This window comes from Fusobacterium ulcerans ATCC 49185, assembly GCF_900683735.1.
Lineage (GTDB): Bacteria > Fusobacteriota > Fusobacteriia > Fusobacteriales > Fusobacteriaceae > Fusobacterium_A > Fusobacterium_A ulcerans_A.
In genome coordinates this window covers 2,011,934-2,033,083 of the sequence record NZ_LR215979.1, presented here as the reverse complement: position 1 = coordinate 2,033,083, position 21,150 = coordinate 2,011,934, and the positions used below count along the sequence as shown (strand labels likewise).

The window sequence follows — 21,150 nt, the reverse complement described above, 5'->3', positions numbered from 1 at the left end:
AACAGATAAGGAGAAATAAAAGAATGATAAAGACAAAATTTCCGCTAGTATCAATAATCACAGTTTGTTTTAATAGTGAAAAAACTATAATAGATACTTTAGAAAGTGTTTTAAATCAATCATATAGAAATATTGAATATATCATTATTGATGGGAACTCTAAAGATAGAACAGTAGACATTATAAAAAGTTATGAAGAAGAATTTAAGAAAAAAAAGATTATATATGAATGGATTAGCGAAAAAGATAATGGAATTTATGAGGCTATGAATAAAGGAATAGATAAAGCCAATGGTGAAATTATTGGAATTATAAATAGTGATGATTGGTATGAAAAAAATGCAATTGAAGATATAGTGAAAAAATATAATCAAGAAAACTTTGATATGATTTATGCTAATTTAAAAGTAATAAAAAATGAAAAAATATACATAAAAAAAGCTAAATTAAGAAAGATTATTTCTACAAGATATTGGAATCATCCAACAACTTTTGTTAAAGCTAGTGTCTATAAAAAAAATAAATATGAAATGAAAACAATATATGATGATTTAGATTTTATGTTAAAAATTAGAAAAAATAAAAAATTTAAAATAATAATATTAGATGAAATAATTGCTAATTTTAGGATAGGAGGAATTAGCACTAAAAAAAGTTTTAAGCAGGTTTTAAAAGATATAAAAATAAGAAATGAAATTTATAAGAAAAATGGATATACTCCTTTGTATTATATAGATAATTTTATTATAGAATTGGTAAAATACATTCTTTGTTAGGGGTTCAAAATGTTTGGAGAAAAAAAATGGATAAACTCAAATTTTATTACTAAAGATGAAAAAAATAAATTAGAAAAATTAACCGAAGAAGAAATAAAAGATAGTTTTTATAAATACCTTGAGTTTGGAACAGGTGGAATGAGAGGAATAATGGGTATGGGAACTAATCGTATGAATATATATATGATTAGAAAAGCTACTCAAGGACTTTCCAACTATTTAATCAATTCAAGTGGTGAATTTGGAAAGAATAAAGGTGTTGTAATTGCATATGACTGTCGTATTAATTCATATGAATTTGCTTTGAACTCAGCCTTGGTTCTATGTGCTAATGGAATAAAAACATATCTGTTTTCTTCTTTAAGAAGTACTCCAGAACTTTCATTTGCTGTAAGAGAACTAGGGTGTCAGGCTGGAATAATGATAACTGCTTCACATAACCCCAAGGAATACAACGGATATAAAGTATATTGGGAAGATGGAGGACAATTAGTAGAACCTCAAGCTTCTGGAATAATAGAAGAAGTAAATAAAACTGATGAATTTGAAGATGTAAAGATTATAAATCAAGAGGAAGCAGAAAAGTTGGGGTTATTAAATATTTTAAATGATGAGTTAGATAGTAAATATTTAGAAAAGGTAAAAAAAGAATCTATTTTAAAAGATTTGTCTAATAAAGAGAGTTTTAAATTAGTGTACTCTCCACTTCATGGAACAGGTGGAAGACCAGTAAAAAGACTGTTAAATGAATTGGGATACAAAAATGTATATATAGTTGGAGCGCAAGAGAAGCCAGATGGAGAATTTCCAACATGTTCATATGCCAATCCAGAAGAAGAAAATGTATTTGATCTTTCAATAAAATTAGCTGATGAAACCGGAGCTAAAGTGTGTTTAACAAATGATCCAGATGCAGATAGAACTGGAATGATGGTAAAAGAAGATAATGAGTGGATATATCTTAATGGAAACCAGATAGGAATGCTTCTTTTAAAATATATTTTAGATAATAAAAAAGATATACCTGAAAATGGAGCAGTAGTTACAACAATAGTTTCTGCTTCAATATTAGATAAGATAGCTGAAGAAAGAAATTTAAAAGTATTTAGAACTCTTACAGGGTTTAAATATATAGGAGAAAAGATAAGAGAATTTGAAGAGGGAAAATATGATAATTCTTTTGTATTTGGAATGGAAGAATCTATTGGATATCTGAAAGGAACTTATGTAAGAGATAAAGATGGAATACTTGGAGTAATGCTTTTAACTGAAATGACAGCATATTTTGAAAGTATAGGAACATCTCCAGTAAAAGAACTAGAAAAACTTTATGATAAATATGGTTGGTATAGTGAAATAACATATCCAGTAAAAAGAGAAGGAATACAAGGAACAGAAGAAATAAAAAAGATGATGGAAGAACTTAGAAAAAGAGATTTAAAAGTTCTTTTAGATAAGAAGATAGAGATAGTAAGAGATTATAAAGTAAAAAAAGAGAAGAATTATTTAAATAATTCAGAATCAGAATTATTTCTTCCAGAGTCAGATGTTATCCAATATATTTTAGAAGATGAAACATATATAACAGTAAGACCATCAGGAACTGAACCAAAGATAAAATATTACATCTATACTAGAGAAAAAAGTAAGGAAGAAGCAGATAAAAAATTAGAAGATATATTAAATAACTTTAAAAAGTATATGGAATCACTTTTAAATTAGGAGGAAAAGAACAATGTTGACAGCAATTATTATGGCAGGAGGAAGTGGAGAGAGATTCTGGCCATTATCAACACCAGAAAGACCAAAGCAGCTTCTAAAAATATTTTCAGATAAAACAATGATAAGAGAAACTGTTGACAGGATACTCCCTATAATAGAAGCAGAAAATATATTTATAGCAACAAATATCATACAAGCAAAAGAGATAGAAAAAGAATTAAGCGATATTCCCAAAGAAAATATAATAATAGAACCAGCTTTTAAAGATACAGCAGCAGCAATAGGATATTCATCTTTAATAATAGAAAACAGATTTAAAAATAGATTAAAAGATGGGGAAAAACTGGAAGTAGTGGTGCTAGCTTCAGATCATTTAATTAAAGAAGAGGATGAATTCAGAAAAGTCATACTAATTGCAGCAAAGGAAGCATCAAAAAATGGAATGATAGTTACTTTAGGAATAAAACCAGATAAACCAGAGACAGGATATGGATATATAGAAGTGAAAGATGATGAAATAGAGCTTAATTCTATATGTAAAGTAAAAAGATTCAGGGAAAAACCAAGTCAGGAATTAGCTGAAAGCTATCTGTTAAGTGGTAAATATCTCTGGAACAGTGGAATGTTTATATTTACAACAGATACAATATTTAAGAATTTTGAAGTATTAATGGAGGAACACTCATCAGTATTTAAAGAAATAGAAAAAGAATTTAAAGAGAATTTGACAGGAGAAGAACTTAGCAGCAAAGTAAAGAATTACTTTGATAAATTTGAAAAAATATCAATAGATTTTGGAATAATGGAATATTCAAAGAATATACGAGTGATACCAGTGGATATTGGGTGGAATGATATTGGAAGCTTTAATGCATTTGATGAAATATTTGAAAAAGATGAAAATGGAAATGTAATAAGAGGAAAAGAGATAAGAGAATTGGATTCAAGAAACAATATAGTGATATCAGATGATTTGAATATATCATTATTGGGGATAGAAAATCTAATAATAGTAAAAAAAGATAAAGAACTTTTAATAACAAAGAAAAGCAAAACTCAGGAAATAAAAAAAATTTTAAATAAATAAATTGAAGGGGATAAAATGAAAAAGATAGCACTAATAACAGGAATAACAGGACAAGATGGCTCATATCTTGCAGAGTTTCTTTTAGATAAAGGATATGAAGTACATGGAATAATAAGAAGAGCTTCAACTTTCAATACAGGAAGAATAGAGCATCTATATATAGATGACTTAATAGAAGATATGCACAAAGAAAGAAAAATATACCTTCATTATGGAGATATGACAGATTCTATGAGTATCACAAGATTAATAAGAGAAATAAAACCAACAGAAATATATAATCTTGCAGCTCAGTCTCATGTACAAGTATCTTTTGAAGTACCAGAGTATACAGCTGATTCAGACGCAATAGGAGTATTGAGAATACTTGAGGCAGTAAGATTTTTAGGAATGGAAAAGACTTGTAGAATATATCAAGCTTCAACTTCGGAACTATTTGGAAGAGTACAAGAAGTACCACAAAAAGAAACAACACCATTTTATCCAACATCACCATATGCAGTAGCAAAACAGTATGGATATTGGATAGTAAAGAACTATAGAGATGCATATGATATGTATGCAGTAAATGGAATACTTTTCAATCATGAATCTGAAAGAAGAGGAGAGACATTTGTAACAAGAAAGATAACATTAGCAGCAGCAAGAATATCAAAAGGATATCAGAAAAAACTATACTTAGGAAATCTTAATGCACTTAGAGACTGGGGATATGCAAAAGACTATATAGAATGTATGTGGTTTATGATGCAACAAGATAAACCAGAAGATTTTGTAATAGCAACAGGAGAACAATATTCAGTAAGAGATTTTTGTAATATAGCATTTAAAGAAGTAGGAATAGAAATAGAATGGTGTGGAGAAGGAGTAAATGAAAAAGGAATAGATAAAGCAACAGGAGAAATTGTGATAGAAGTAGATCCAAAATACTTTAGACCTTCAGAAGTAGAAACATTACTAGGAGATCCAACAAAAGCTAGAACAGTATTAGGGTGGAATCCAAGAAAAACATCATTCAAAGAACTAGTAAAAATAATGATAGAACATGATTTAGAATTTGTAGAAAAAGATCATATTTTAAAAGTAAGAGGTAATTAATATGGAAAAGAATTCTAAAATATATGTAGCAGGTCATAGAGGGTTAGTGGGTTCAGCAATAATAAGGAATTTAAAAGAGAGAGGGTTTACTAATATAATAGAAAGAACTCACAAAGAACTAGATCTCAGAAGACAGGAAGATGTAGAGAAATTTTTTGAAATAGAAAAACCAGAATATGTGTTTTTGGCAGCAGCAAAAGTTGGAGGTATCTATGCCAATAATATGTATCCAGCAGAGTTCATATATGATAATTTAATGATAGAAAGTAATATTATTCATTCATCATATAAAAATAAAGTAAAAAAATTACTTTTTTTAGGAAGTTCATGCATATATCCTAAATTTGCAAAGCAGCCAATAAAAGAAGAATATTTATTAACAGGAGAATTAGAAGAGACAAATGAAGCATATGCAATAGCAAAAATAACTGGGATAGAGTTATGTAAATTTTATAGAAGACAATATGGATGTGACTTTATATCAGCAATGCCAACAAATCTATATGGAATAAATGATAATTTTGATTTAGAAACTTCCCATGTACTTCCAGCACTTATCAGAAAAATACATGAAGCAAAAATTACTAATAAAGAGGAAGTTGTAATATGGGGAACTGGAAAACCATTAAGAGAATTTATGTATGTAGATGATTTAGCAGATGCATTAGTACATTTAATGTTAAATTATTCGGAAGAAATTCATGTAAATATGGGGACAGGAAAAGATATATCAATAGGAGAATTAGCTGAAATAGTAAAAGAAGTTATAGGATATAGTGGGAGAATAGTTAATGATCTTTCAAAACCAGATGGAACACCAAGAAAGTTATTAGATGTATCTAGATTAGAAGCTACAGGCTGGAAATACAAGGTGGAATTAAAAGAAGGAATAGAAAAAACATATAAATGGTATTTGGAGAATAAGTAATGAAAGAATATATGAAAGTATTTGGAAAATGGGTAGTTTTAGTAATAAATGAATTAATAACTTTTATTCTACCAAAATATGAAAAAGAAAATACTTCTATTCTTTTATTGAGATTGGATAATATAGGAGATTTTATACTTTGGTTAGGAAGTGCAGAAAAAATAAAAGAAAATTATAAAGAAGGTAAGATAATTTTAATTTGTAATTCAACTTTCTATGATTTAGCTAAAGAATTAGATTGTTTTGATGAAGTAATTTCTTTAAATATCAAAAAATTTAATTTAAATCTAAAGTATAAATATAATTTTTTAAAAAATCTAAGAAAAGAAAAATTTAAAAAAGTAATTTCTCCTATTTATTCAAGAAATATAGCAACAGAAGGGATAATAAGAAGTGTTTTTTCAAAAGAAATTATAGGGAATTATGGAGATTGTAATAATATAAGCTTTCTTCAAAGAAAAATTTATAATAAGAATTACACAAAATTAATAAATACAAATTCAGAAAATAAAATGGAACTATATAGAAATTTAGATTTTATTAATGAATTATTTAATAAAAGTTATAAATTAAGTCTTCCAATTTTGAAAGTTCAAGGAAAAGCAAGAGTAATAAAAGAAGATTATTGTATTTTTTTTATGGGAGCAAGTAACTTAAAAAGATGTTGGGAGATAGAAAAATATGTAGAAATAGCTAAATCTTTGAATATAAAAATCATTTTATGTGGTGGAAAAACAGAAGAGAAGTTAGGAGAAAAATTCTTAAAATTAATTAATAATAAAGAAAATATTATGAATTTAATTGGAAAAACTTCTTTGATCGATATAGTAAATTTAATAAAAAAATCGAAATTTATATTTTCAAATGAGTCTTTTTCAATACATTTGGCTACATTATTAAGAGTGAAAAGTATATGTATATTAGGTGGAGGACATTTTGGAAGATTTTTACCTTATCCAAAAGAATTAGAAAATAAAAATAATAGATTTTTACCTAAAGCAATTTACAAAAAACTGGAATGTTTTAATTGTAATTGGAAATGTGAATATGATGATACTCCTTGGAGATGTATTAAAAATATTGAAACAAATGATATTCAGCTAGGATCTGTCAATTTAAAATGAAAACTAGCTTTCAGAAGTTGGAAAGGTATAAAAAATACTTTTAGAAAACTTCTATCCTAAAAAAGAATATTATAAAAAATCATAGGTGTCTATGCTTAAAAAATATTTGTTTTAATTTTTAAAATAAAAATAAATTACTTTTTTAAAGATCTGAGTATCTTACATCAGTAATTCTTGCAGATTTAATCCATTATGTGGAATAATGTAATTTTAAAAGAAAAAGAAACCTTGTAAAAGTGCTTGAACTAATATTTCAGACCATGTTTTGGATTTGTGTTTAAATCTTTTGAAGAAGCTTTCTATTAAATTGTTGGTGATATTATCACATCATGACTTTTAATATATTCTACTTTATCAAAAGATAACTTTAGCATGAATTGTATAGCTGGAAAGTCTTTCAGAAACAATTTTTGCATTGATATTTTTGTTTTCCTGTTTTATCTTTTCCATATTTGTATAAATCTTTAGAAAAACAATCAGTAGAGCAAGCATTAAAATTTTTAGACATAGTTAGTAACGACTCCTTTCATATTTAGGGAGGATATGATTATTATACTTTAAAAGTTAGGAGTAGTTCATATAAATTTAAACTAACAGAAACTTCAGATATATGAGGAGAAAAAATGAAAATATTATTTATTTTTTGTGATATGTTAAGAGGAAATACTATTTTAAAAGAAGATGATATATTTTTTAAAAATTATTTGAAAAAATGGCTGGAAAATGATTTTTTTGGAACAATATTTACTAATAGTTATACAGGAACACCAGATACAGCAAGAGGATTAGGAATGATTTTTTCTGGGATGTATCCTAAAAAGAATGGGTGTTCTTATAAAATAAACTATCCTAAGTATTATTTAAAGAAAAATAAATTTACTTTATATAAATTATTGAAAGAGAAAAAATTTAATATTAAATTTTATATTGATGAAAAAACAGATAAGCTAGGAAATTTTCCAAGAGGGTTAGAAATTGATGAAAAAAAAATAATTTCTAATCAAGATGAGATAATTAAAGATTTAAAAATAGAATTGGATAAAAATAAAAATTTTTTTTCTTTTATAAATATAAATGATTATCATACAACTGTAGATGATTATGGAGCCAATAAATTTTCAGATTTTTTAGCCAAAAAAAGAATAACAAATTTTTTTAAATTTTTTTTTAAAAATATAGATAAGGATATTTTTGATTACATTTTTATTTTTTCAGATCATGGAAATAAATATGATAGATTATTTAAAAAAGAAAATAGATTGTTATTTTTAAATGATGATAGAACAAATATAACAATGATCATGAGAAAAAAAAATGATAATGTATTAAAAAAAGACAACAGTCTTAGAACATTAGTAGATATAGTTCCTACGATTTCAGAAATTTTAGAATTGAAAACAAATAAATTAGATGGAATAAGCTTATTAAACAATAATAAAAAAATTATTAATTCTAGAAGAATAATAATAGAAGATTATGATGATTTTTATTCTATATATAATTTTAAAATTTGGGGTTATATTGATTACAAAAATATTTATGTAACTGATTTAAAAAATAATATTTTGATAAATAAAAATAAGAAAGAAGAAGTAAAGGAAAATTTTCTTATTCCAGAATTGATTAAAAAAGAAATTCAAATGGGAAGTATAGAATATAAAAGAAAAGAAAGAATAAATAATTTAGAGAATTACTTTAAAAGAAATGTGTATATTTTAGAATATAGATATATAAGTGGTAAAAAAAGAAAGTTATTTTATAAAATAATAAAAATTTTTTTTAAAAAGGTAATTTTATGGAAATGAAAAATAATAGTAAATTAATTAAAGGAAGTCTTTATTATTTAGTGAGTAATTGTTTTAATAAGGGAATAAATTTTATAATAATAATATATTTAAGTAAAATTCTAATTCCAGAATATTATGGAATAATTTTAATAGCAAATACTTTAAGAAATATTCTATTAATAGTAGGAGGAGTTAGTGTAACTTCTAGTATATTAGTTAGTAGAAATGAATTTGGAAATGAATTTAATGACTATTTGAAAAGTTTATTGATATTTCAAATTTTAATTGGAATTTTAAGTATTTTTTTAGTGCCATATTATAGTGAATTTTTAAAAATACAATTTGGATTAACTGAAGATTTGGTATATGTTATCTTAATAAGCACATATTTAGAATTATTATATGAAATTATTAATCAAAAAAATATAGCATTGAATAATTATAATAATTTTTTTTGCTTAAATATACTAAATGGTGTTTTTAATTTAATTATAATTATAATTTTATATCAAATAATGCCAAATAATTATTATGCAAAAGTATATTCTAATTTAATTTTATATTTAGGATTTGGAGTTTTTTCAAGTTATATAATTTATAAAGAAAGTAAGAAAAGTAAAATTAAAATAAAATATATTAAGTTTGCAGTTTTATACTCAATTCCAATTGTGTTTCACCAATTATCACATTTTATACTTTCAAGTTCTGATAAATTAATGATTGATAAAATTTATACTAAAAAAGAAGTGGGATATTATGGATTAGCCTATAATATAGGAATGATATTTTCAATTATTATAGTTTCTTTTGGAAGAAATTGGTTTAATTGGCTGAATGAACAAATTTATAATGACAATATTGATGAAATAAAGAAAAAAAGCAATGAATTTAGAATAATATTTTTTTTATTAACTTGTATTTTAGTAATAATATTACCTGAAATATTCAAATTAATTGTAGATTCTACTTATTTTGAAGTTCTTAATTTAATACCATTAATAATTTTAAGTTATTATTTGGTTTTTTTATATTCTTTATATGCAGATTTGCAATTAGCAAAGAAAAAACACAAGTTAATGTGGGTAGGAACAATTTTAGCAGGAGGAATAAATATTTTATTAAATTATTTATATCTAGAAAAATATACTTATAAGTTTGCAGCAGTTTCCACAATTATTTCATATCTTTTTCTTTTGTTATTCCATTTTATATTTTGTGAATTTATTTATAAAATAAAAATTTATCGAAGATATTTTTTACTTATAGAAATTTTAGGAATGAGTATTTATATTTATTTTTACTATTTTTATATTAAAGTTTCTTTATGTATTTTAATAATAATATTTTTTTGCTTTTTATTTTTTATTAAGAAGCTCAATAGAAAAAAATAAAAAGTTTATATTTCATTAATAAAATTATATAACCAAATTAAATAGAGAATAAATGAAAGGGGGGTGTAGGAATAAATATTTTAATATATTTATCATACAAGAAAAATGGTAGAATTTATTACTAGTATTTCAATATATTTTTTTTTGAAATTATTTGAAGTAGGTTATTTGAGTAAAAAATACTTTAAAAAAAAATTAAATTATTTTTCAATAAATTTTGCAGTATATTTGGGGTAGATTTAATGACATACATTATTTCACCTATTTTTTAATTGATAAAATTACTCAAAATAACTATTTTATTTTTTCAATAAATATAGTAAATTTAGCTTTATTAATAAGAATATCTCTATTAATATTTATAACAATTATTTTTAAAAATATTAATAAAATTAAATTTAGACAACTTGAAAAAAAAATAACTCGAAATGATTTAAAAAATCTTTCTTTTTTATTTTTAATGTTTTTTTTTATAATGTTTATTATATGTAGCAAAAATTTTGGTGTTATAAATTGGATAATAAATCCAAGAAAAGGTTACCAATATTATAGAAGTGGTTTAGGAAGTTTCTATGCTCTAGGATTAACTTTTTTGTCACTATCATTAACATTTAGAATGATTAGTGTAAAAAAAAAGAAAGAGTATTATTTTTGGTTTTTTATATATTTTGGAATGATTTATATATTTGGTTCAAAAGGGAGAATAATAGATTTTTATATTTTTATTATTTGGATTGGGATATATAAAAATTTTATAAAAGTGAAAGGAGTATTATTTGTTGGAATTATCGTTTTTGCTATTATTATATATAATTTATCTACTTCTTATAGTGAAATTAATATAGGAAAATTTATTAAATATTTTGATTATACTAAAAATAGTACTATGTATTATGAAGCTTATTTTCAAAATAAAATAGAATTATTTTATGGAAAAATATATATATCAAATTTTTGGAAATATGTACCCAGAACTTTATTTCAAAATAAACCTTATGTTTATGGGAAAATTATGATAAATGAGTTTTTTTTTCCTGGGCTTGCAGCTAAAACTCATACACCATCTTTTGGAGGAGAGGAAATTGGATATTTTGCAGATTTTGGAATAATTGGAGTAATATTTTTTTCATTGATAAATTTAAAATTGTATTTATATCCATTAGGATTGAGATATATTTTCTACAATAAGAATATAATAACAAATGAATTTACTAAATTAATGGTATTTGTATTTATTTTTTCTCCAAGATATGGAGATTATTTTCCATTTGGACTTCAATTAATACTAAGTATATTTTTATTTTTGTTTATATATGTGTATTTAAAATTAAAAAGAAAGTGGTGAAAAGTGTAATGCAAAAAGAAAAAATAGTAGAGAAAAATATTACATGGTTGATAAATTTTATATTTCAAATTTTTTTGTTTTTACCTAAAAACAAAAAAATTTGGATATTTGGAGCTTGGGAAGGAGAAAAATATTCAGATAATTCAAGGTATTTTTATGAGTATTTATTTGAAAATAATATTGATAAAAAAATAAAATTAATTTGGATAACTAGTAATAAAAAGCTAATTTCTGAGGTGAAAAATTGTTACTATTCCAACAGTATGAAGGGAATTTTTTATAAATTAAGAGCAGGAGTAGTTTTTTATACTAATGGGATTTATGATTTAGGTAAGTATGATTTATCTAATGGTGCATATAGAGTATCATTATGGCATGGAATGCCATTAAAAAAGATTTATTTTTCTAGCAATGATTTTACACAAAAAGAGGGTTTTAAAGCAATAATGAAAAAAATAAAATGGAAATTATATAATCCAGTAAAGAGAGATCTAACAATTTCTACATCAAAAGAAATGAATGAAAAATTAATAAAATGTTTTAATATAAAAGATGAAAATATAGTAATAACAGGACAACCAAGAAATGATATTTTAATTTCTTATAGAGATTTAGAAATAAAAAAATTAATAAAAAATAAAGATTTATTTTTAAAAATAAAAGATAAAAAAGTAGTAAGTTATATTCCAACTTATCGTGCAAATGAAATTTTGAATAAAAAATTGTATGAAAGAATAAATTCAATTATAAATAATAAAAAGTTAAATAAACTATTAATAGAAAATAATTCCATTTTTTTAATAAAATTACATTATTTGATGGAAATGAATATTCAAGAAAAAAATACAATTAAGATAATCAATGATAGAGATATAGATAGTGTTCAAGGGTTATTAAAAGTAACAGATATTTTAATAACTGATTATTCAAGTGTATTTATTGATTTTGTTTTACAAGAAAATAAAAAATTAATTTTCTATGGTTTTGATTTAAAAGAATATTTAAATAATGATACAGGAATATTTTATAACTATGAAACTATTTTTGAATGTTCTGTAAAAACAGAAGAAAATTTGATAAAAAAAATAGAAGAATTATTAAAAGTAAAGAGTGGAAATGTAAAAGAAATAAATTATTTATTCAATAAAGAAAGTAAAGATTTTAAAAATTTTTCAAAAAAAGTATATGAAGAAATAAAAAAAAGAATAAATTTATAAAAATAAAAAGTTGAATTTGATTAATAAGAGGGAAATTGAAATGAAAAAAGTAATAATATTTGGAATAACAACAGATTCATATAATAAAAATAGAAAGAAATTTAATGTTAATAATTCAATAATTATAAAGAATAGATAAAGAAAATAGAATAAAAAATAAGTAGTAATATTGGAGGAATAATGAAAAAAGTTATAACATATGGAACTTTTGATTTATTACATCAAGGTCATATTAATTTATTAAAAAGAGCAAAAGGATATGGCGATTATTTAATAGTAGGTATAACCACAGATTCTTATGATAAAACTAGAGGAAAATTAAATGTTAATGACTCGATAGTTAAAAGAATAGAGAATGTAAAAAAAACTGGTTATGCTGATGAAATAATAATTGAAGAGTATGAGGGACAGAAAGTTGAAGATATTCAAAAATATAATATAAATACTTTTATTATAGGGTCAGATTGGAAAGGTAAATTTGATTATTTGAAGGAATTTTGTGAAGTAGTTTATTTAGAAAGAACAAAGGGAATATCCAGTACTCAAATTAGAGAAGATAAAAATAAAATTCTAAAAATTGGAATTATAGGAGCTGGAAGAATAGCAAGGAGATTTGTAATAGAATCTAAATATGTTAGTGGAGTTAATGTAGAAGGTGTAATGAGCAGAAATATAGAGAATTCAAAAAAATTTGCAGAAAAATTTGAATTAGAATTTTATACAAATAACTTTGAAGAATTTATAGAAAAAGTAGATGCAGTATATATAGCGACTCCTCATAATACTCATTATTATTACATAAAAAGATCTTTAGAAAATAAAAAGCATGTTCTTTGTGAAAAACCAATCACATTATCATCAAAAGAAACTAATGAATTATATGAGATAACTAAAGAATATAAATTAGTATTATTGGAAGCAATAAAAACAGCATTTTGTCCAGGATTTGAAAAATTGATAAGTATTGCTAAATCAGGAATAATAGGAGAAATTAAGGATGTAGAAGCTTGTTTTACGAAATTAGTAGAAGGGGAGATAAGAGAACTTAGCTGTAAAGAATCTGGAGGAAGTGTGACAGAATTAGCATCCTATCCACTTTTAGCAATAGTAAAACTTTTAGGAAGACCAGAGAATGTAGAATTTTATTCTTATTTTGATAAAGAAAAAAAAATAGATTTATATACTAAAATTTTATTGAAATATCAAAATGGAATAACTCCAATAGCCAAAGTCGGATTAGGTGTCAAATCAGAAGGAGAGTTAATTATTTCAGGAACAAAAGGATATATATATGTTCCTTCTCCTTGGTGGAAAACAGAATATTTTGAATTAAGATTTGAAAATTTTAGTAAGAATAGAAAATATTTTTACCCTTTTCAAGGAGAAGGATTAAGATATGAAATAGCTGAATTTTTAAACATGATAATTCTAAATAAACAGGAAACATATAAATTAAAATCAAATGAATCAAAAATAATAAATGAAATAATAGAAAAATTTTTAGAAAAAGATAAAAGAACAGATAAAATATTTGAGTTACAAAATTTAAAATAAATATTACTTTATTTAGAGAAGGAAAATGAAAAAATTAGTTTTGATTTTAACAAAAGTTGAATTTACTATGACAAGATTATATAAAGATAAAGGTCTATTGCCATACTATATTGGAAAAGCTATAAATTAGAAACGGAATTTTTATGTTCTAATTCTCAAAAAAGTTACCAAGTACATTTAGAACATTGAAAATAATTGAAAAACTAATAAGGCTGTTAACATTAAATAATATAAATGTTTTTATTTTAAATATTTTAGATATTTACTTAAAAATTCTTCTAAATATAGTTTATTTAACTATTTTTCATTTAAGTACATATAAATTACCATATATATTTTTTTATAAAACATTTAATAAAATAGGAAAAGTTTATGTTAAATTAGGTATTGAACCTAAAAAATTAGAGGATATCAAAAAAAGAGAAACATAAGAAAAATAATTTTTGAATATTAAATAAAAAAATTGATTTCTTTTCTTGTGAAACAAAAATGAGCTTCAGAATGATTAAAAATAATGGAGTTTGTAATTATAGAAATTTCAAAATAGACTTTTATATACTCCAAATGGTTTTGATGAAGAATATTTAATTGAAAATAATATAAAAGTTAAAAGATTTGAAGAAAAAGAAAATATAATGATCATCATTGGAAGAATAGGAACAGAGTAAAAAAACAATGAAATACTTTTAAAAGAGAAAAAATAATGAAAAAATATAGAATTTATTAAAGAATAGAACATTAACATAGTAGCTCATAGACTTATAACATTAAAAAATTGTGATAGAATATTTGTTATAAATAATGGAGAAATAGAAAGAATAGTAAAATCAATAGAAGAATTATAGAAAGTAAATAATAATGAAAAAAATTTTTTCTTATAACCAAAACAATAGTTATGGTTGAAGAAGTAAAGTTTAAGGATAAGGGACACTTTAACTTTTAAAAAGAAAAAATGGAAAATCCAATATCAAAAAAAGTAAGAAAAACAGTTTCTAAAAAATATTAAAGTGCTAAAAAGGGGAAAAAATTATGAAAAAAATATTGAGATTATTTTTGGTAGGAGTTTTGAGTATAGTTTTTATTTCATGTGGAAGTAAGTCAGAAGAAAAAGAAATAACAGTTTATTCTTCATTTGAAGAAAATTATATTTCAGAATATATTCAAGCTTTTAATGAAGAATATCCAGAAATAAAAATAAATTTAATTAGGGATTCTAGTGGAATTATTGCAGCTAAAGTAGAAGCAGAAAAAAATAATACACAAGCTGATGTTTTATGGGGAGTAGCTACCACAGGATTATTAATAAATCAAGAATCTTTTGAACCTTTTAACTATGATGTTAACAATATTGAATCTAAGTTTATAGACAAAGAAAGTAAAAATCCAAGATGGGTAGGGATAAGTGCATGGATGACAGCATTTAGCTATAATACTAAAGAGGGTAAAGATAAAGAAATACCTATTCCTAGAAGCTATGAAGATTTAATAAATCCAAAATATAGAGGAGAAATTATCATGTCTAATCCATCTTCTTCAGGAACAGGTTTTTTGACAGTTTCAGCATGGATTCAATTAATGGGAGAAGAGAAAGCTTGGGAATATATGGATAAATTAAATGAGAATATAAAAATGTATGTTCATTCAGGAAGTGCACCTACAAAAATGGCTTCTCAGGGAGAGATTGTTATTGGAATAGGAATGGGATTTGAAAGTTTGAGAGAGGAAAAAGAAGGGTTACCTATAAATACTATTTTTCCCTTAGAAGGTTCAGGCTGGGAAATGGAAATAGTAAGTATAATGAAAAAACCTAAAATAAAAGAAGAAGCTAAAATATTTGCTCAATGGGCAATATCTGAAAGAGCTATGAAGTTATATGCTCAAAATAGAGGATTTGTTACTGATAAAAGAATAGTCCTGGTAGTAAAAGGATATCCTGAAGATATTAACAAACAAATGATAGCCAATAATTTATTATGGGCTTCAGAAAATAGAGAAAGAATATTGAAAGAATGGGAAAAAAGATATGGTAAAGGGGAATAAATTAGAGATTAAAAAAATTACTTAAGAATATCAGATTTGTAATAGAATTTACAAAAGTATAAAAAATCAAATCCAGAAAGACCTAAAAATCTTCTGGATTTTTTATATTGCAACCATCAATTGACAGAAAATAAAATACACTTGGTTGAGTGCAACTGATAGTTGTGGTAAAATATGAATATATAAAGCACATATGCAAGGGGGAAAATTATGAAACTGTTTGTAAAAATACAACAATTGAGGAAGCAGAATGGTATGTCACAGGAGAAGCTGGCACAGTTACTGGGAGTTTCAAGGCAGTCAGTTTCTAAATGGGAATCAGGACAGTCACTTCCAGAGATAGATAAAATAATACAGTTGAGTAATATTTTTGAAGTAACAACTGATTATTTATTAAAAGATGTAGCAGAAGAAAAATGTATTGATATATTAAGGAAAGAAAAAGAAAAGGATGTATTAGCTCATCATACTAGTTTAATGTTTAAAGTTGGATTTACAATGTTTTCAGTTGGGGTGGTAGCTATAGCAGTATTTTGGATACTGTCTATAGTCTATCCTACATATAGAGTAATGTGGGATGGAACACTGTTGACTGGATTTTCTGGTTTTTTGATATTGCATGAAGTAACACCTATTTTCATATTCTTTTGTGTAGTTGGAACAATAGGATTAGGGACGATGTTATTTGAAAAGAAGAAAAAGAAAGTAAAAGCCTAGGGGAGGAAAGATGAAAGAGATATTGAAACCATATTATGATTTAGATGAAGTATTTGAGAGTGAAAAATTTAAGATTGTGAACATAGGAGAGTTAAATGTAACATCTGGAAAGATAATATGCTGTGATCCTCTAGTAAGTTTGGTAAATGGTGAAGGAGAAGTTTTTGTAGAAGAGGTTCCTTCTGGAAAATATCCAGTAATTTTAGCAGTATTAGATGATAAAGACTGGGGAATTAGATATATGGGAGCAAGGCTTAATATATCTAATGAGAAAGCTGAGTATTATCAATTAGCTCTTCAAAAAAATGATGATATTTCAGAATTAAGTAGAGAAAATAAAGAATTTTTTGGATTTTTTATAGATGCTGGGATGGGATGTTTTGCAGATGTAGAAGCAGCAAAATTAACAGTGGAATTTACAAAGAAATTAGAAGAAGATTCAGATTTTGATAATATGTATGATGATTATTTTGCTTATTTATTAGAAGAGAGTTACAAAAAATATCCAGATTATCAAAGAGATGGTGGAGACTTTTTAAATTGGACTATTCCTGGAACTGATAAAAATGTTGTTATATTTGCTAGTGGATGGGGAGATGGAGTGTATCCTTGTTATTGGGGATATGATAGAAATGGAAAAATATGTTCTCTTACAATAAGCTTTATAGAGCCTAGTGAATTGGAAGAAGATGAGGATGAAGAAGAATAGAAAAATTTAAATTTGTTTTAGATATTGTAAAAATGGTATAATATTTCAACAGAGTTAAATTTTGAAAGAGAAATTTCAATATATAGGAGGGATTTGATGGCTGCTAAAGGAACTATTGAAAAAGAATTATCGTATATAATGGGAATACCAAGTTCAACAGAAGATATAGGAACATATGATGATTTAATTAAGAGATTAGAAGAAAATAGAGAATTTAGAGTAAAAGTTTTAAAAAATGATACAGAAAAATTTTTAAGAGTGGATTATAAAGATGAACAGTATATTGTTCAAATATTAATAGAAGAATTTGAAGTACCAGAACTTTTTACAGTGGCACATCAGATTAATGAAACAGATTATAATAAAATAATGGAAAGTAAACTGGGAGTGACAACTATTGTAGAGTTTGGAGAATCAAATATTGATTCCTATCATCTTCAATTAAAATTAATATCAGCTATGATGCCAAATCTTTTAGGAATAATGGATTTTTCTTCACAAAAACTATTATCAGGAAGATGGGCAAAAATGGCAGCAGAGAGCTATATTCAACCAGCACCTGAATATATTTATACTATCCAAGCTATAAATGATGATGATGGAAGTGTATGGCTTCATACTCATGGACTTAGAAGATGTGGTTCATTAGAATTAGAAATTTAGGCTCAAATACTGAAAGCTATCAAGATCATGGAACTGTAATACAGATGATTGCTAAAAATATAGTTACTAACAGGTATCTTGAAGAAGAAAAAGAGCCTTTCTATATAGGAGAAGGGATAGTTGGTACCTGGGTATCTTTGGAAGAAGTTTTGGATGGTTATCCAGCAGAGAGTCTGGGTGGAAGTGCTGGAAGAGATGATGAACATGGAGAGACAGCTGTATTATATGTTTATCTGACAGAGGAAGATTACAAGAATGGAAAATATACACATATATCAGCAGCAAATGAGACTATGCAGAATAATCCAGTTTATTTCATTTCTGATGAGGAAACAGCAAGAATGAAAGGATTGGCATTAGAAAGATGGGAATATTTTGCAGATGCTGTTACTAATCCAGAAAATAATGGATTGATAAAATTTGGAATACTAGTGGATGAACAGTATAGAACAGAGGGAGATGCTAATTTAGAGCATCTGTGGTTTCATATAGAAGGAATAGATGGAGATAATATAAGAGGAACTCTTATTAATCAGCCATATTATATAGCTAACCTTAATGAAGAAGATAAAATGACAATCAATAAGTCAGAGCTTACAGATTGGATAATATATACACCATTTGCAGAGATAACTCCAGATAAAGTGTATCTGCTTGATGAAAGAAAAAAATATTTTAATTAATATTCATAAAACGAGAATAACTAGAAAAGCTAGATTGGATTTTATCTGGTAAGTTATTCTCGTTTTTCTATTAAACAGATAAAGTATAAAAAAATTTAATAGAATGGAAGAAAGAAAATATAAAATTATATAACAAGATTTCAAAATTTTTGATATAATTATAAGGTAAAGATAATATGCAGGAGGAAAAATGTGCTTAGAAGATTAAAAGCTTTTATCTTATTTTTGAATCTTATTGGGATAGGGGCTACTATTTACTATAAAATGTATATGCTTACTTGGTTTACTTTCATTTTATTTTTTTATTTTTTGTATGTTTTTCTAAAAAGAGAAGAAATGGAAACAACTAATTTTTTTAATAAAAGAGCATTGCTCTCATCAAATATAATATTATTCTGCTTTATGCTTATACTTTTTAGATTAATACAAGTACAGATATTTGATAATGCCATGTATGTGGAAAAAGTGAATAATCAAACAATGACTATAAATAAAAATTCAGGAAATAGAGGAAGCATATATGATGCTAATGGAAAAAGTCTGGCTTTTAATAAAAGTATTTATGATTTAATAATAGATCCAAGCAGAGTATACGAAAAACCAGAGATATTAAAAGCGTTTGATGAAATAGCTAAAAAATCATATATAAAAATAAATAATAAAAAGTTTTTAGACGAATTGGATGAAGGCTATAAAACTAAAAAGAAATATAAGATTATAGCTAAAAATCTTGATGAAATAGAAAAAGCTGAAATTGATGAAATATTAAAAAAATATAAGTTGAATACTAATGAGATGTTTTATAGAAAAAATATAGAAAGAACTTACTATAAGAAAGATATATACAGCGATCTAGTAGGTCTTATTGGGTATACTGCAACTTCAAAAGATATAAAAACTGGTGTATTTGGAATAGAAAAGCAATATGAAAAATATCTTAAGGAAAAAACTATTGAGAGAAAAAATCCATATACTAGAAATAGAGGAATAAGGATACCTACATCAAAAGATGAAATAAGAACAAGTTTAAATGGAAGAAATGTTTATATGACAATAGATAATGATCTTCAATTTATACTTAATGATGAAGTTAAGAAAAAATTTGAGTCATCAAAATCAGATGAAGCATATGGAATAATTATGGATCCAAATACTGGAAAAATATTGGCAACTGCTGCATATACAAGAAAAAGAAGAGCATTGAGAAATCCAGTTTTTCAAGATCAGTTTGAACCAGGATCAACATTTAAACCTATTATAGTAGCTTCAGCTCTCAATGAAGGACTTATAAAAAGAAATACTAAATTTGATGTAAAAGATGGAACAATAAGAAAATATAACCATACAATAAAAGAAAGCAGCAGAAGTACTAAAGGAATACTAACAACAGAAGAAGTATTGAAAAAATCAAGTAATGTTGGAATGGTATTAATAGGAGATACATTTACTGAAAAAATTTATGAAGATTATTTAAGAAGCTTTGGACTGTATGAAAGAACAGGAATAGATTTCCCTGCTGAAATAAAACCATATACTACTCCATACAGAAGATGGGATAAACTTAAAAAAAGTACAATGTCTTTTGGGCAGGGAATAGTAATGAGTCCAATACAGCTGGCAACAGCTTTTTCTGCTGTTATAAATGGAGGAGTTTTATATAAACCATATTTAGTAGAAAAAATAACAGATGATAATAATGTTGTAATAAGAAGAAATCTTCCTACACCAGTAAGGCAGGTAATCTCTCCAGAAATTTCAAGAGAAATGAGAGATATACTGGAAAATGTAGTAAGAGATGGAACTGCTAAAAGAGGAGATGTAGAAGGATACAGAGTAGGAGGAAAAACTGGAACTGCACAGTTGAGTACAAAAGGTGGATATTTAAAGAGTGAGTATCTTGCTTCTTTTATAGGATTCTTTCCAGCAGATAAACCTAAGTATGTAGTACTTGTAATGTTTATGAAGCCTAAAGGAGAAACTATATTTGAAAAATATGGTGGAGCAACAGCTGCCCCAGTATTTGGAGAAATAGTAAGAAGGATAACAAAAAATAAAAATATTTTATCTCAGGATATTGCGAAAATATCTGAAATTAAAAATTTTGAAAGTATGAAACGTAATAATGAAGAAGTGAAAATAGAAATGCCTGATCTTACAGGATTAAGTCCTAAAGATGTAATTTATATATTTAAGAATGCAGATATAGATGTAAGAATTAAAGGAAAAGGTTTGGTAGAGAGCCAAAAACCAAAAGCAGGAACATCATTGGAAGGTGTAACTAGTATAGAGGTACAATTGAAATAGGAGTG

General features: G+C 24.9%; 16 protein-coding genes and 1 pseudogene. All 17 read left to right on the top strand.

Features of this window, described 5'->3' with window-relative positions; genetic code table 11:
• The first annotated feature begins 23 nt into the window (after window positions 1–23).
• Complete coding sequence (locus E0E45_RS09130) at window positions 24–776, top strand: glycosyltransferase family 2 protein (protein WP_130890873.1); 753 nt, start codon at window positions 24–26, stop codon at window positions 774–776.
• A gap of 9 nt (window positions 777–785) precedes the next feature.
• The gene (locus E0E45_RS09125) at window positions 786–2,498 is read left to right on the top strand and encodes a phospho-sugar mutase (protein ID WP_130890872.1); all 1,713 of its coding nucleotides are present in this window, start codon (window positions 786–788) and stop codon (window positions 2,496–2,498) included.
• Between the two features lie 13 nt (window positions 2,499–2,511).
• Window positions 2,512–3,585 (top strand): mannose-1-phosphate guanylyltransferase, encoded by a 1,074-nt coding sequence (locus E0E45_RS09120; protein WP_130890871.1) that lies wholly within the window; start codon window positions 2,512–2,514, stop codon window positions 3,583–3,585.
• A gap of 15 nt (window positions 3,586–3,600) precedes the next feature.
• On the top strand, window positions 3,601–4,683 hold the full coding sequence (gene gmd / locus E0E45_RS09115) for a GDP-mannose 4,6-dehydratase (protein ID WP_130890870.1): 1,083 nt from the start codon (window positions 3,601–3,603) through the stop codon (window positions 4,681–4,683).
• Window position 4,684: 1 nt separating this feature from the next.
• Entirely contained in the window at window positions 4,685–5,611 is a 927-nt protein-coding gene (fcl, locus tag E0E45_RS09110; RefSeq protein ID WP_130890869.1) for a GDP-L-fucose synthase, read from the top strand.
• Window positions 5,611–6,735 (top strand): glycosyltransferase family 9 protein, encoded by a 1,125-nt coding sequence (locus E0E45_RS09105; RefSeq protein ID WP_130890868.1) that lies wholly within the window; start codon window positions 5,611–5,613, stop codon window positions 6,733–6,735. The genes fcl and E0E45_RS09105 overlap by 1 nt, the downstream gene beginning before the upstream one ends.
• Window positions 6,736–7,358: 623 nt before the next feature.
• A complete protein-coding gene (locus tag E0E45_RS09100) occupies window positions 7,359–8,540 on the top strand; it encodes a sulfatase-like hydrolase/transferase (protein ID WP_130890867.1) in 1,182 nt (393 codons plus the stop codon).
• Window positions 8,531–9,913 (top strand): oligosaccharide flippase family protein, encoded by a 1,383-nt coding sequence (locus E0E45_RS18090; protein WP_130890866.1) that lies wholly within the window; start codon window positions 8,531–8,533, stop codon window positions 9,911–9,913. Before E0E45_RS09100 ends, E0E45_RS18090 begins: the two co-directional genes overlap by 10 nt.
• A gap of 760 nt (window positions 9,914–10,673) precedes the next feature.
• Complete coding sequence (locus tag E0E45_RS17690) at window positions 10,674–11,258, top strand: hypothetical protein (RefSeq protein WP_232044087.1); 585 nt, start codon at window positions 10,674–10,676, stop codon at window positions 11,256–11,258.
• An 8-nt stretch (window positions 11,259–11,266) separates the two neighbouring features.
• A complete protein-coding gene (locus E0E45_RS09085; protein ID WP_130890864.1) occupies window positions 11,267–12,475 on the top strand; it encodes a CDP-glycerol glycerophosphotransferase family protein in 1,209 nt (402 codons plus the stop codon).
• Between the two features lie 180 nt (window positions 12,476–12,655).
• Window positions 12,656–14,029 carry a Gfo/Idh/MocA family oxidoreductase gene (locus E0E45_RS09080; RefSeq protein ID WP_130890863.1) on the top strand — a complete coding sequence of 458 codons (1,374 nt, stop codon included), beginning with the start codon at window positions 12,656–12,658 and terminating at the stop codon, window positions 14,027–14,029.
• Window positions 14,030–15,058: 1,029 nt separating this feature from the next.
• Window positions 15,059–16,069 carry a putative 2-aminoethylphosphonate ABC transporter substrate-binding protein gene (locus E0E45_RS09075; RefSeq protein ID WP_130890862.1) on the top strand — a complete coding sequence of 337 codons (1,011 nt, stop codon included), beginning with the start codon at window positions 15,059–15,061 and terminating at the stop codon, window positions 16,067–16,069.
• 210 nt (window positions 16,070–16,279) lie between these two features.
• A complete protein-coding gene (locus tag E0E45_RS09070) occupies window positions 16,280–16,786 on the top strand; it encodes a helix-turn-helix domain-containing protein (protein ID WP_130890861.1) in 507 nt (168 codons plus the stop codon).
• Between the two features lie 10 nt (window positions 16,787–16,796).
• Window positions 16,797–17,495: a DUF4241 domain-containing protein gene (locus E0E45_RS09065; RefSeq protein ID WP_130890860.1), complete on the top strand. Its 699-nt coding sequence runs from the start codon at window positions 16,797–16,799 to the stop codon at window positions 17,493–17,495.
• Window positions 17,496–17,591: 96 nt separating this feature from the next.
• Window positions 17,592–18,316: pseudogene (locus E0E45_RS17860) on the top strand (DUF4026 domain-containing protein); the annotation flags it as partial.
• Between the two features lie 135 nt (window positions 18,317–18,451).
• Window positions 18,452–18,841, top strand: coding sequence for a DUF2314 domain-containing protein (locus E0E45_RS18085; RefSeq protein WP_420026342.1), 390 nt, complete (start codon window positions 18,452–18,454; stop codon window positions 18,839–18,841).
• Between the two features lie 192 nt (window positions 18,842–19,033).
• Window positions 19,034–21,145, top strand: a complete 2,112-nt coding sequence (locus tag E0E45_RS09055; RefSeq protein ID WP_130890859.1) for a penicillin-binding protein — start codon at window positions 19,034–19,036, stop codon at window positions 21,143–21,145.
• The last annotated feature ends 5 nt before the right edge of the window (window positions 21,146–21,150 follow it).

What these genes read in the sequence shown, in the direction of transcription:
- E0E45_RS09065 (WP_130890860.1), top strand. Translation starts at nt 16,797, where the DNA reads ATGAAAGAGATATTGAAACCATATTATGATTTAGATGAAGTATTTGAG.
- E0E45_RS09125 (WP_130890872.1), top strand. Translation starts at nt 786, where the DNA reads ATGTTTGGAGAAAAAAAATGGATAAACTCAAATTTTATTACTAAAGAT.
- gmd (WP_130890870.1), top strand. Translation starts at nt 3,601, where the DNA reads ATGAAAAAGATAGCACTAATAACAGGAATAACAGGACAAGATGGCTCA.
- E0E45_RS18085 (WP_420026342.1), top strand. Translation starts at nt 18,452, where the DNA reads ATGCAGAATAATCCAGTTTATTTCATTTCTGATGAGGAAACAGCAAGA.
- E0E45_RS09100 (WP_130890867.1), top strand. Translation starts at nt 7,359, where the DNA reads ATGAAAATATTATTTATTTTTTGTGATATGTTAAGAGGAAATACTATT.
- E0E45_RS09130 (WP_130890873.1), top strand. Translation starts at nt 24, where the DNA reads ATGATAAAGACAAAATTTCCGCTAGTATCAATAATCACAGTTTGTTTT.
- E0E45_RS09120 (WP_130890871.1), top strand. Translation starts at nt 2,512, where the DNA reads ATGTTGACAGCAATTATTATGGCAGGAGGAAGTGGAGAGAGATTCTGG.
- E0E45_RS09075 (WP_130890862.1), top strand. Translation starts at nt 15,059, where the DNA reads ATGAAAAAAATATTGAGATTATTTTTGGTAGGAGTTTTGAGTATAGTT.
- E0E45_RS09070 (WP_130890861.1), top strand. Translation starts at nt 16,280, where the DNA reads ATGAAACTGTTTGTAAAAATACAACAATTGAGGAAGCAGAATGGTATG.
- E0E45_RS09085 (WP_130890864.1), top strand. Translation starts at nt 11,267, where the DNA reads ATGCAAAAAGAAAAAATAGTAGAGAAAAATATTACATGGTTGATAAAT.
- E0E45_RS09105 (WP_130890868.1), top strand. Translation starts at nt 5,611, where the DNA reads ATGAAAGAATATATGAAAGTATTTGGAAAATGGGTAGTTTTAGTAATA.
- fcl (WP_130890869.1), top strand. Translation starts at nt 4,685, where the DNA reads ATGGAAAAGAATTCTAAAATATATGTAGCAGGTCATAGAGGGTTAGTG.
- E0E45_RS09080 (WP_130890863.1), top strand. Translation starts at nt 12,656, where the DNA reads ATGAAAAAAGTTATAACATATGGAACTTTTGATTTATTACATCAAGGT.
- E0E45_RS18090 (WP_130890866.1), top strand. Translation starts at nt 8,531, where the DNA reads ATGGAAATGAAAAATAATAGTAAATTAATTAAAGGAAGTCTTTATTAT.